The 11,864-nt window shown below is 54.2% G+C and carries 7 protein-coding genes; 2 read left to right on the top strand and 5 right to left on the bottom strand.

Annotated features, from left to right (window positions below; translation table 11 throughout):
- Positions 1-3 precede the first annotated feature (3 nt).
- Positions 4-2,169: a YfjI family protein gene (locus AC3A6M_RS11210; protein ID WP_487852799.1), complete on the top strand. Its 2,166-nt coding sequence runs from the start codon at positions 4-6 to the stop codon at positions 2,167-2,169.
- A 367-nt stretch (positions 2,170-2,536) separates the two neighbouring features.
- Positions 2,537-3,232, top strand: a complete 696-nt coding sequence (locus AC3A6M_RS11205; RefSeq protein WP_487852798.1) for a hypothetical protein — start codon at positions 2,537-2,539, stop codon at positions 3,230-3,232.
- A 3-nt stretch (positions 3,233-3,235) separates the two neighbouring features.
- On the opposite strand, the gene AC3A6M_RS11200 is transcribed toward AC3A6M_RS11205, so the two are convergent.
- The 5 genes from AC3A6M_RS11200 to cas5c all read right to left on the bottom strand — a co-directional run bounded on the left by AC3A6M_RS11200 (position 3,236) and on the right by cas5c (position 11,862).
- Entirely contained in the window at positions 3,236-4,162 is a 927-nt protein-coding gene (locus AC3A6M_RS11200) for a hypothetical protein (protein WP_487852797.1), read from the bottom strand.
- Between the two features lie 270 nt (positions 4,163-4,432).
- Positions 4,433-5,440 (bottom strand): hypothetical protein, encoded by a 1,008-nt coding sequence (locus AC3A6M_RS11195; RefSeq protein WP_487852796.1) that lies wholly within the window; start codon positions 5,438-5,440, stop codon positions 4,433-4,435.
- A gap of 2,921 nt (positions 5,441-8,361) precedes the next feature.
- Positions 8,362-9,237: a type I-C CRISPR-associated protein Cas7/Csd2 gene (gene cas7c / locus AC3A6M_RS11190; RefSeq protein WP_487852795.1), complete on the bottom strand. Its 876-nt coding sequence runs from the start codon at positions 9,235-9,237 to the stop codon at positions 8,362-8,364.
- A complete protein-coding gene (cas8c, locus tag AC3A6M_RS11185) occupies positions 9,237-11,147 on the bottom strand; it encodes a type I-C CRISPR-associated protein Cas8c/Csd1 (protein ID WP_487852794.1) in 1,911 nt (636 codons plus the stop codon). Before cas8c ends, cas7c begins: the two co-directional genes overlap by 1 nt.
- A gap of 1 nt (position 11,148) precedes the next feature.
- On the bottom strand, positions 11,149-11,862 hold the full coding sequence (gene cas5c, locus AC3A6M_RS11180) for a type I-C CRISPR-associated protein Cas5c (protein ID WP_487852793.1): 714 nt from the start codon (positions 11,860-11,862) through the stop codon (positions 11,149-11,151).
- Between the last annotated feature and the right edge of the window lie 2 nt (positions 11,863-11,864).

Raw genomic sequence — 11,864 nt, 5'->3', positions numbered from 1 at the left:
TAGATGGACGAAACTCTCGTAGCCGCTGCCCGTCGCCTGTCTGCTCGCGCCCTCGACATGGGATTTTCGCCGCAGGCGCTGCATAAGTACACCGATCAGGGCGGTCAAATGTCGCATGCCGTAATCCGCTTGAAAAACCGGACGACCGGCGAAAAGTGGATCCGCCCCATGTGGCGGGCCGAATCGGGATACGTCCTGGGTGAACCCTCGCATCCGGGCGGGAAACCGCTATACCGCCTTGATGTCCTGATGAACAGCCCCGGCGAAACGGTATGGATCTGCGAAGGGGAACTGTGCGTCGATGTGCTGACCAAGATGAGGATTGTTTCGACCACCAGTGGCGGCGCAAATTCCGCTGCTGGTGCCGATTGGGGCACTTTGCACGGTCAGACTGTTACGATCTGGCCCGACAATGATCCAGCAGGCCGCAGGTATGCCGAGGATGTGGCGACGGTGCTGCTGTCGATGGGCTGCACGGTGCGTATCGTGGACGTGGCGACCCTCGCGCTGCCTCCCGGCGGTGACGTGGTGGATTGGTACGAGCTCAATCCGCTCGCTACTGCGGTCGACGTGGCCGCACTGCCGACCATCGACGCGGGCGACTACCTCGGCGTGAAAACCTCGTACGGGACGAGTGTCACGGCACGGGGGGCGGAATGGTCCATGCCAAGGCCGATCGAAGCCCCATTGCTGCCTGTCCTGCCGTTCGACGCGAGCCTGTTGCCCGAGGCTTTGCGACGCTGGGTCATGGACGAGGCGCACCGGATGCCGTGCCCCCCGGACTTCGTTGCGGTAGCCGCACTTGTTGCGCTGGGGGCCGTCGTTGGCGCACGTTGTGCCATCAAACCGAAGGCGCACGACTCCTGGCTGGTTGTTCCAAACCTGTGGGGAGGGATTGTTGGTTCCCCGTCTGCCAAAAAATCGCCGGCAGTTGCCACTGCCCTTAGACCACTCGAACGGTTGATTGCCCGTGCGCGTGAAACCTATGAAGGCGAAAAGCGCGATTTCTCGGCGGCGGAAATGGTGTTCAAGGCAAAGAGCGACGCCATTGAAACCCAAATGAAGTCGGCGGCGAAAAAGAACGGCGACCTGGACAGCCTCGCTCAAGAATTCCAACGTCACCAGCACGCCTCCCCACGGCCGCCAATAATGCGGCGATACAAGTCGAATGACTCGACAGTGGAAAAGCTGGGTGAATTGCTACGGGACAACCCAGCCGGCATGCTGGTTTTCAGGGACGAACTGGTCGGGTTGCTAGCATCCTGGGAGCACCAAGGCCGCGAAGGGGACCGGAGTTTTTACCTGGAAGCGTGGAACGGAACTGCCAGCTTCGACACCGATCGTATCGGCCGTGGCTCGATTTTCATCCCGAACCTGTGCCTGTCTGTTTTCGGGGGCATCCAGCCGGACAAGCTGACGGGACTCCTGGAGCAGGCTGCAGGCGCATTGGCGAACGACGGCATGTTCCAGCGATTCCAAATGCTGGTATATCCCGACCACATGCCGTGGGAATGGCGCGACCAAGAGCACGATAAGGGGGCGAGGCAGATGGTCATGGACGTCTTCGACAAACTGGCCGAGTTCACGCCGGATGAATGGGGCGCGCAGCCGGCAGACGAGAACGCGAAGATCCCGTATTTCCGCTTTGACGAAGAAGCCCAAGATTTGTTTATCAAGTGGTCGACAGGCCTGCACCGCGAAATCCTGCCGTATGAGGATCAGCCTCTGGTTGCCCAGCACTTGGCGAAATTCGACAAGCTGCTGCCGGCGCTGGCGTTACTCTTTCACTTGGTGACCTGCGCAGCTTCGGGCCAGCGAGGTCCGGTTGGGACGGACGCGGTCATGCGTGCAATCGGATGGTGCAAGTATCTTGAGATACACGCACGCCGGTGCTACGGCCTGCTGGCTGATGATGGGTTGCGTGCGGCGAAGGCACTGGCTGACAAACTGCGGCAGGGAAAGCTGAAAGATGGATTCACCGCACGGGACGTGCGGCGCAACCAATGGCGCTTCCTGACGACTGCTGATGCTGTGGATGCAGCGTTGGACTGGCTGGAGGATGATGGATGGCTGCGCGTCGATCAGAGCGCTGTTCAGGCAGGTGTCGGTCGAAACACAGCACGATATCTAATCAATCCCCAGGTGACGAACACGCGAACAGATGGATGAGTCAGCGTGACCAGCCGCGTTTCACGTACTGCCAATACTGCCGAAATTTAATTTCGTCAGTATTGGCAGTACCGTTTGAACCCTTCCAGTAAAAATTCCGGACGTTCGCTTGCTCGGGGAAGCCAGCAACGTCCGTGTCGCTCTTACTTTATTTCACGCTTATACAAAGTCCCGGGGGTACACCGGTGTCGCTGCAGATGGCGAATTCTTGATTACTCATCATCTGAACTCACCTGACAGCGCTACTGCGCGATAAGATGTTGGCTGTAGGTTATGTTTTCTCACCGATGATTCTCGTAGTCAATCAAAGAAGGGAGTTCTCATGCGAACGGTCGCTGCGTGTCCAGTATGTATGTCAGAACAGTCCATGAGCAGAAAACAGCCAGAATTTCGGCCTATCGAAGGCGAGTTGGACGACAACGGAAGCATTCACGTAGATTGCGGCAAAGGCCATCACGGCATGGTTGTGTATAACGCTCGCAGGTACGAAGTTCTAGTTCGATCAGCGGCGAGTGCTTTCCTGGACGGCTATACAAACGAAGTCGTAGCAGTAATGTCCTCAGCTTTAGAGAGAATGTACGAGTTTTATATCCGAGTTTCATGCCGGGCAAAAGGGATCGAGCAGGATCTCGTAACTTCGGCTTGGAAAACTATATCGGCCCAATCTGAACGACAGTACGGCGCGTTTTGCTTTTTGTATCTTTGCGATAATCATCGCTCTTTTAAGCTTGATTCAGTTATTACCGAGACACGCAATAAGGTTGTACATCGTGGAAAGATAATCCGCGAAACAGAAGCTCTGGAATTTGCGGAGGCCGTGTACTCGGTAATTTCCAACATTGAAATTGCAATGCAAGAAAAGTTCGGGTCACATGTTGCTGAAGAAGCTGTTCGTGAAGTTGAGTCTCAGGAAAAGCTCATACCGGCTGGAGTCCAACATTTCCGCTTAGACGTATACACCGTTAGGGTGAATCGGACAGACAACAAGGTTGTTGGCCACGCAGGAAAGTTTATTGACTTTGTTGCGGCAGAACATCAAACACGTAGCCGCAGCCTGTCTTGATCGCTATTTTAGAATGACATGCCAAGTCTTCAATGACTTTGGAGACAGAAATTCGTGGAGGTAGTGCCCGTAATACGTTGTATTGGGAAGCAGGTTATCCGCTTTCTGAACTCCAAGTGGAACCGGGTCATCTTCGTCTTCGAAGTGCACAGTCGTTAAAACTTCGGCTCGCGTTGCCCAAGTGCTCACCTCGCAGACGTACACAACGTTCCGCTTGGCTGGAGCATGGAGGGAATACTCTTTGTCGCGTGGCCGCACAATTACCTGTTTTGACGTTCGGGCGACAATGGATCTTCGATCAGGGATGCTGCTTTCAATGCTTAACGTTGAGAAGGGTAAAGTGAAGCGATTTACGCAGAGTGTCGGGTATCCTTCGGAGAACGCAATCCCGAGTTCTGAGTGGGTTTCCTTATCTCTGCCAGCCACAAATACAGTTTGAATTCCAATCTGTGGTGTCCACAAAAATATCTGCTCAAAAGGGTGTTCCACCATCTTGGCGCCATGTCGGAGGGCCGAGAGAATCCATTCCTTCGACCCGTCAAGGAAGAATTGTCTGGGTTCGAATGGGGAATGCAATAGTAACCATGGCAACTGTGCACCTGTGGAGGCGCGATAGCTCGGCCAAAGGCGCGCCTTTTTACTAACTGCCTCTGCAACCCATTGATGGGGTTCATTAGGCCACATGAAAGAGAGTATCTCTTTGCCCTCCCATGCGCTCGGCTGATACAAAGTGTGATTGGACTTATAGATGTACTCAGGCGGAATTTGAATGCATTCGCATGCAATGCGAACGCCACCAACTTCTAGAAGCGCATCGGGCTTGTCCTCAACAGTACGCGGGACTCGGTTGGCGGCATGTCCGTCATTTTGAAATGCTTTCACTAACGCGGCAATGCTCGCGTCTTCGGCAGGTGTCGGATTCTTGCGCATGAATTGAGTAGCTGTGATTTCGAGTAGCCAAACTTCAAACTTTAGCCGCGCCGGAGGCGTTGGCTTGAATGCATTGTTGGGGCACTGTACCCAAAGTCGCCGATGTGAAAAATTTGAATGCGCTCTGGCAAAAAATCGTATATCGCATATTTTTTGCCTAATGAATTGAAACGACCGATTCTGCCGATTGGAGATGTCCGGAACGGCTCAGTGCATGCCCTTATGTCCTTGGCAACAATAACAGGTATTGTTAGGCGCTGTTAGTATCATCTAAAGCCAAGCTGGAAAACGCTTCACCAATGGTATATTAAATATTCTTTCGAATAAGAGTGAAGTTACATAAGCCGAATCAATTGCAGCCTTGAATTTAATGTCGCTTAGTTCATGCATCCAGTTGTTCCGCGCCCGCCTTGCTGCCTCTATTCGCTTATATTCGTCTTGGGTCAGCATTTTCGTAACCGCTAACATTTCGGTTTTTATGGCCGCGGTGAAGGAATTTCCGCTCCACTTCCTCTTTCTCTCCCCAGTAATCTGCGGGTCATTTTTATCCATTAGTTTTTTCCATAAGATACTCAGCATATTTTCGATAACCGCCCAAGAGGTAATTAAGCTTCTCGAATAATCCCCATCCTCATGTGAAGAAACTGCCAAAGTAAACATAGCAGCAAGTTTGAGCGCGTCAGCATTTGAATCTTTGACTAATGCATTTAAGTTCTCTGCAGCATTTTTCAAAACTTCGACCGAAATTACATGAGATCGGAGATTCTCATTTCTCATATAAGGAGGGAATGTCGAGGAGTCCAACTGCCTTGCCGTAATATGCCTAGCAGTTGCCCATGACCTTGTCGTGCCGAGGGAAAAATCGTTGTTTGCTTCCTGAACACGATTCATTGTCATATGGCCGAGATTCAAGGCTAGTCCGCGAGCATGCAGCGCCCCTCCCAAGCAGGCAATAAAAGCGTTCATAGCCTCGACATAAGGCGCCCGGTGCTTTACTGCTTCGGCAGCATAGTCATCCGATGTCGGATTGGGCATATTGGGTGGAATTGCCTCTTCCGCATACCCTGTAACGCCTACAAATTTTAATAAGACTAGACCATCACAAGATACTCGGACCGTCAGCCCCGATTCGAAGGATTCTTCGAAGACAGTCTCAGCTAAAGACGTAATATCAAATAGCTCCGCATTTCCCGGATCGCCACCGAAGTGGGCTCCCTGTGGAGCGCCCCCACACCATGCCCGTGCAGAATAAGGAATAAAAAATCCAAAGCAAGCCATGAGTCTTCTCGCAATCTTAATTTATTTTTTAGCTAAATCTTCATAATGAAGGCTAGAGTGCCTAATAAAACCCTAGTGTTGCTCTGGAGGTAACGCCCGCGTACACTGAGCCGTTCTGAACCTTCGCTATCAACCCATTGCAGACGTTGGTCTACTTGGCTTCGCGTGACTTACCGTGTCCTCAATCATTTTGAGTGTTAGAAAGCCGTTGTGGTGCGTAATGGATTGCCGTTCCTTGGAAGAGAGAGGCCGCCCAAGTTTCTCCTCACAGGTTTCAATGATCTTGCTATGCCACTTAACTACGATTTCTGCATCACCCATAACGCGTTTTCCAGTGTGTTCGCCGATGAAAAGCCCGACCAGCTAACGACCGCGCCCGGCCGTTCCCAGTCGCTCAAGCCAGCATAGCATCTTGTCGAGAAAAAGATTTCATGAAGCGTCATTAATGACCGGGGCTGACCCATAGCAGCCCCTTTGACAGTTTAAAGAAGTCGACTACTGACCGTAAAGTACCGGTTCTGATCAGCGTTGATAGCGAAGTGCTTCGGCTACTAGCGACAGCGCTGGCGACAATTGACTTCGACTGGCAAGGAAGATGTGAAAGTCGGGGAAAGTCGGCCACCGAGCTTTTAGAACTGGTACCGCGGCCGCACTAGATATGGGGAGCGCCAATTCCTACGGTGGCTGGACGACATGCGAGGTATCGGGCATATCGGACCTGCTGAACATGTTTCAATCCACCCCACTCGAAGATCATACGAAACGGCCGACCATACGTGCTGATTCCTTCAGTGTTTGGCTTCAAGCCGCGGCTAACCCGAAGGCCGAACGACACCTGGACCATCTTCGCACGACGCAGCACGTTCATGTTTTAATCCAGGCCCAACGCAGGGGCTGGACGGTACGTCACCCATAAAAGGCTTGCCCTGCAGCAGGTTATTTCAATCCATGCGCGACCCTGAGGCCGGGCGGGATATTTATGTTCTAACGTCCAGTTCCGGTCAAAAGCAAGTTTAAATCCACACCCGACTCTGAGGTCGGGTGACACATCTGCCGCAGCACCGGATCCACCCAGGTCTCCACGTTTCAATCCACACCCGACCTGAGGCCGGGCGACAGACGCCATCGCTTACGCTTCCGATTGAATGCCGATGTTGTTTCAATCCACACCCGACTTGAAGCCGGGCGACACACACGGACGCCGACACGCAGACATCGCGGACACTATCGTTTTAATCCATACCCGACCTAAGACCGGGCGATGCATACATACGATTGTGCCGTTCCGCGGCATACTCCTGCTTCAATCCACACCCGACCCGAAGGCCAGGCGACACTTCCGCCGCATAAACTCATTTGCGAACGTGTATTGGTTTCAATCCACGCCCGATCGAAGATCGGACGACACGATAAAGGAAGTTGTACGTCTTGGGCGTGCCAATGTTTCAATCCACACTTAACCCTAAGGCTTGCCGGCACTGATCTAGCGTGCCCACAGATTCATCACGGTCACGTTTCAATCCACGCTCGACACTAGGCCGTGCGACACTTGCGGTTGACTTTAGCTCCGCAGGTGTCGCAATTTTTCAATCCGCGCCCAACCTATAGGCTGGACGACACGCACAAGTGCTTACAGGTGGCCGCAAAGCGCATGCAGTTTCAATCTACACCCGGCCCGAAGGCCGGGCGACACCGACGGTCTTGATCTTGACTCGCGTCGCACGGACGTTTCAATTCACACCCAACCTGCGGCCGGGCGATACAAATTGATGTAGTCGTTCATGAAGTGTATTGGCACGTAATTTCAATCCACGCCCAACCCGAAGGTCGGGCGATGCCTTTATCGCCTGCATCAGGTCGTTATCCGTAAGGTAGTTTCAATCCACGCTCAACCTGCAAGTTGAGAGATACAAATATGAGCGCACGGACAATTGCCTGCGCAACATGTTTCAATCTGCGCCGACCCGAAGGCCGGGCGTTATCCTCGTTCATGCCTCGACCACCGCCGAAATACATTTTTCAATCCACGCCCGACCTGAAGGCCAGGCGACTCTTCGAAGAGTACCTCACTTACCCTTTCACGGCCAAGTTTCAATCCACGCCGACCCGAAGGCCTGAGATGGAGGTCGGTCGACGCCTTCGTAGGCAACAGCCTTGCCGTCTTCGATCTTGTTGCAATCCAAGCTCGACTTGAAGGCCGAGCGACAGCCTGTCCTGAAAAGCACAGTCAGAATGCCTCGCAGTTTCAATCCACGCCTGCTCCAAGGCTGGGCGACACCTGCGGGGTGCCATCGGCTTTTTGCGTCCATACGTCGTTTCAATCCACGCCCGGTCCGAAGGCCACGCGGCGCCCGAGCGCTCGGCCGCATGCGCCAACGTGCGAAAGTTTCAATCTACACCCGACGGGAAGGCCGGGCGACACCTCGTATAGGAAGTTGTACGCCTAGGGGGTACCGATGTTTCAATCCACACCCGACCTAAGGTCGGGCGACGCACATCGTGTCGAAGCCCAGCATGACCTTGTGCTCGTCGTTTCAATCCACATCGACCTGAAGACCTGAAGAAAGGACGGCACGGTTGCCACCTCGCAGTTGCGGTTACGGTCGAAGATATTTCAATCTACGCCGGACCCGAAGGCCGATTGACACACACGCTAGGCGCGCGCCGCGACGCATGCAATCGTTTCAATCCACACCCGACCCGAAGTCCGAGTGACACTTTACATTCGCAACATATTGCGGCGAAAGAAAATTTTATACTTCCCGCGAACCGATTTGGGCGAAGCCGACGAAAGCGGGAATCAGTCCGCATGCAAAAAATCAGATTCAATATAATTGGTATTTGCACTCCGCGAATCCTTCGGGTGCTCGCCGCCGATGCGGGCTCGCGCTCAGGTGATAAGCGCGTTAGCTATGATTTCGTCAAAACCCAGGAATAATTTCCTCTGACAGGCCGTCAGTTTTCGAAACCAACACGGTACCGTCAGCCGAAACGCTCAGCGAGCGGTGCACTTTGGCAGAAGAACATACTCCGGCCTTGCTGGGATGCTTCCACCACACGACGTTCATCACTTCCATGCTACCTTCTGGTCGGCCTGACGACGCATCGTTCTCGAACAGTCTGGGCAATACCGCCTTAATCGCTTCCGCATCTTGATCGCTAAAACCGGTGCGCTCGGCCAGTTGTGGGTTCATGCTGCCGAAACAGACATAGATACCTCGGTCAATGCGGTGCTTCATGCCCATGGTATCGGATGTGCGCTTGCTACCATCACCCTGGCCATTAACACTCTTTGTGATCTGGTTGCTTGTTACCTCGACGGGTTCCACGCTGAAGGCCGACTGGATCGTTACCGGGCCGCGGATTCCAATCGACACCCCGGTATCATCTCCGTCACCGCCAGCTTCGCGTGCCTCATCAGCAGCCCTTTTAGTCTTCTTCCCAGTCTTGATGGCGAAGAGCTGACCAAAGGAGCGGACGTCAAACCATTCCTTGCACGCCAGCGCGGCGGTTTGCGGACCACCCAGAGCATCCTTTAATGTCCCTTTGGCGCGCTCTAAAAGGCTGCGATATTTGTCGTTTCGGCGGTCGTCGGCCTGGACGAAGATCTTGTGCCCGCTTTCTTGCAGGCGGTCACGTAGCTTGCGCTTGAGGCACACATCGGTAATCTCGCCGACGCTATCGAAATTGATGCGAGGTCGGTTACCGTTGAGAGGATCGCCGTTGGGGTTGGCGTTTGTCACGCGCAGAACCAGTGCGAAGTCGATCTTGTGTTGCAGGGTAGTCGAGGTAGCCATCAGATTTCCTCCAGTTCAGGTTGTTGGTCTTCCTCCGTGGTGTTTACGGAAACTTTGCGCGCCATCAGCACGGTTCGTTGGCAATGATAGGCAAGCAGAAATTCGTTGCCGAGCTTTCGGTCATCGGTGAAATCGTTGGCCTCAAACTGGGCCATAACCTCATCGATCTCTTGTTCGAGCAGGTGTAAGTAGCCTCGGCGGCCTCCCTTGAAGCGCGATTTTGACGGACCGAGCGCAAGTTCGATCTGGCGCCAGGTCGAGCTCGGATGCATGGCGAAGCGTTGCATCGATTTGGCCGCGTGTGTGTCGCGCGACTCTTTCGCGTAGAAGAGGGCTCGCTGCTCCAAGTGGTCCGCAATAGCGAGCAACCGGCCAAATAGATAGTCACGGGTTTTACGTTCACGTTCCAGCGCCATGGGATAGTTTCCTTCGTTGAGTTGATGACGATATCCTCGGAAGAGTGCGCAGGCGATGCCCAACGTCTTTTCCCATTCCCAATTTTTTAGCGAATGACGCTGTGCTGCGCGCCGGCAAGTCGAGTCCACAAGGTCGCGGGGTATCAGCTGGCCATCGGCAATGCACGGTAGCAAACGATTGATGCATGCCCGGCGCAAACGTTCGTCTGCCTTCAGACCATATGCCGCCTCAACGATATCGCGGGGCGCCGGGGCACCGACAAACTTGCGGTCTTTGCCGAAGTTGTGCAGCCAGGCAAAATGCTCATGCCATTTTTCGATGCGGTCCAGAAATTCGGTAGCTTCGAACTCACGGTAATATGTGATAGCCATGCGACCGTCTGTTGCTGCGTCCATTGCCATGATCACCACATTCGCCGCTGGGACGAGCACTGCGCGATACCCGGCTAGTTTTTTTCTCAGTGCTAGTGCATAAGCCTGACCTACGTCGCCTTGGTAAGTGGCTTGTCCCTGCTCGGAGGCCCCGCCAAGCAAAGCGAAGGTGTCCGCCAGCGGATCGGGGATCGGTTCTCCCTTAACCGCCCAAGATACAACTACCTGGTCACCGTTTCGGAACGCTTGACGTTCAATCAACCAGCGCAGCGCGAGGTGCGCCTTTTGCGATGCAATATAGCCAACGCTGCAGGCCTGGTCCCCGGTGGTGTCAGTAAATCGGCCACGGAAAGTAAACCCGGTAGCATCGTTCGAGCTGATCAGCTTGGCACCATCCCCAGGATGGCGCAACCGTTTGGGATGACTGGAGGCCAGTGGGACATTCATGTCGCCAGTGGCCATGCATAGCCCCGTTCGGCTCATTCGCGAGGCGTTAAACTGGATCCATGCTTGCTGCAGTTGAGCGTCTTTCCACACAGCCGGCTGTAAGTCTCCAGGGATCTCGACGTTCCAACGCACGAAGGCACTGCCCTGGTCAAATTTGCCGCTCGTACCCTGGATGACCTGGAAAATCTCAGGCCTCTGGCCAGCGTCATCCCATTTCGTGAGCAACCGACCGGTCGAGTCGAGATGCAGTATCTTCGAGCGCACCAAATCGGCGATAACGCTTCCCTGCAGCACGTAAGTGAGAACAGCCTTGACCTTTGGATGCGTGAACGGTGATGCACACCAGTCTTCGAGCTGCGCACGGTATTGAGCATAGAATGATGGCTTCAATCCGCCGAATTCGGGATAGTCGCCGGCGACATACTGAATCTTGTCGCACAGTGGATGGGGCGGAGGATCAGTGCCTGTACGGGCTGCCGATTTCTCGGTCGCAGGCACCAGCGTCTCCTCCTTTTGAATGACTTGGGCCCGTCGAAACACACCGTGCTGATCGACGGTGATTTCGATGTGTGCTTGCTGTGGGGTATGGCTAATCGGTGGCAGTGGGGCTGCAGCGAATTGCTCGGCCCCATCGCAGGCATCGTAGGTATTGATCAGTTGTTGGAGCCACGCCATCTTAGTCCTCGCTCTCTTCGGTAATGCGTAGCTGGTTGCGCGACAGATGAAAATTCTTCGGCTGCATTTCGCGAACAAATTTTGTGACCTTGCATTCGCTGGGTCGTGCGAACCGGATCACGCCGTTTTCCATCTTGGGCATCCAGAACCGGCTCCGTAACTCGTTGCGGCCGCTTTCATCCGGGTAGTCGAAGCCGTGGAACATAAGGCCAAACCCGAGTTCGCCGGCATCGTCGTATGCGCCCGCTCCGGTACCGAACTCGCAAGGTTCTACGTAGCCCTGGCAGTCGCGTGTCCCGAGGAAGATGTCTTGGCGGCCGCCGCGTTCGAGCATGCGCCGTACAATTGCTGCATGCTTGGCCTCGATCCGGTCTTGAGCCAGTTCAGCTCGCACAGTGTTCCACTCAAAGTGGGCGCGTACCTGGTACTCGACATCGGCGAGGAAAGTGTAGATCGACAATGAATTGCCGCCGCGGATCTTCAGCGGTTTCATTCCCTTGGTCTGGGTGCGGATACGCTTCATCACCCGGACCTCGTCGATGACCCACACTAGCGTAGGCTTCCAATAGATGGACTTGGTGATGCCTTTGAGCGCTTCATATGTCGGGATGTGATAGGAGCATTTCTCGCCGCCGACACGACTGACGGGATCGGTGAATAGCGCATACCGGCTCCAAGTTCGAAATTCAATGCAGGAATTCTTCGGTTCAAGCATAT

It is taken from the genome of Telluria sp. Soil_C_11 (assembly GCF_057657395.1).
Note: the sequence above shows the minus strand (reverse complement) of the source record. Positions and strands in the feature narration are given on the sequence as shown.